The organism is Methylobacterium variabile (genome assembly GCF_001043975.1).
In the GTDB taxonomy this organism is placed as follows: Bacteria; Pseudomonadota; Alphaproteobacteria; order Rhizobiales; family Beijerinckiaceae; genus Methylobacterium; species Methylobacterium variabile.
In genome coordinates, this window is sequence record NZ_LABY01000492.1 from 1 (window position 1) to 970 (window position 970).

Below are 970 nucleotides of genomic sequence, written 5' to 3' on the forward strand. Positions count from 1 at the left end.
AAAAGAGACGCCATCCGTTTTTCTTGCTGGCCTCGGGGGTGGGAAGTTTTTTAAAAGAGCAGGGTCCACCCCCCCCCCCCCGACCCCGGTGTGGTGGGCCCCCCCTTGCCCCCCAGCCCTGGGGTGGGGGGGGGGGGCTGCCCCACCGCCTCCGGTTCGCGCAGGTCACCGGTCGTCACCGTCTCGGCGTCCGAGAGCGGCGTCAGCGCCGCCGGCCACGTCCTGCGCTCCGGCGGCGGGCCGACGGCGCTGACGCCGCTCTCGGACGCCGAGACGGTGACGACCGGTGACCTGCGCGAACCGGAGGCGGTGGACCAGCTCCTCGCCGGCACCGATGTGCTGGTGCACATGGCCGGCACCAGCGTCGAGCGTCCGCTGCCGGAGGTGATCGAGAACAACCTGCGGGCCCTGCACGCGGTCTACGAGGGCGCCCGGCGCCACGCCGTGCGCCGGGTGGTCTTCGCCAGCTCCAACCACGCCTTCGGGATGCACCCGGTGACCGAGCGGCTCGACGCCGCCGCTCCCTTCCGGCCGGACGGCTTCTACGGCCTGAGCAAGGCCTGGGGCGAGCTGATGGGCCAGATGTATTGGGACCGGCACGGCATCGAGGGGGTGGCCCTGCGCATCGGCAGCGCGGAGCCGCGGCCGACGGAGTTCCGCCACCTCTCGACCTGGCTCGGCCACGACGACCTGGCCCAGCTCGTGCTGCGCAGCATCGCGGCTCCGGTCCGCGGCTACCTCGCGGTCTGGGGCGTCTCGAACAACCCGCGCAGCTACTGGGACAATGCCGCCGCCGCGGCGATCGGCTACCGCCCGACCCAGTCGGCGGAGGATTACGCCGCGGAGATCCTGGCGCGGGAGAACCCCCTCGACCCGGTGGCCCGCACCCTCCAGGGCGGCAGCTTCACGACGATGGACTACACGCCCGAGGCGGAGCGGCCGGGGCGGGATGCCCGTTCGCGCTCGGGGG

Annotated in this window: 1 protein-coding gene; it reads left to right on the top strand. The window is 73.3% G+C overall.

Annotated elements, in window-relative coordinates:
- Positions 1-105: 105 nt before the first annotated feature.
- Positions 106-970: NAD-dependent epimerase/dehydratase family protein (locus VQ02_RS34095; protein WP_245239942.1), on the top strand; the 865-nt coding region annotated here is incomplete at its 3' end.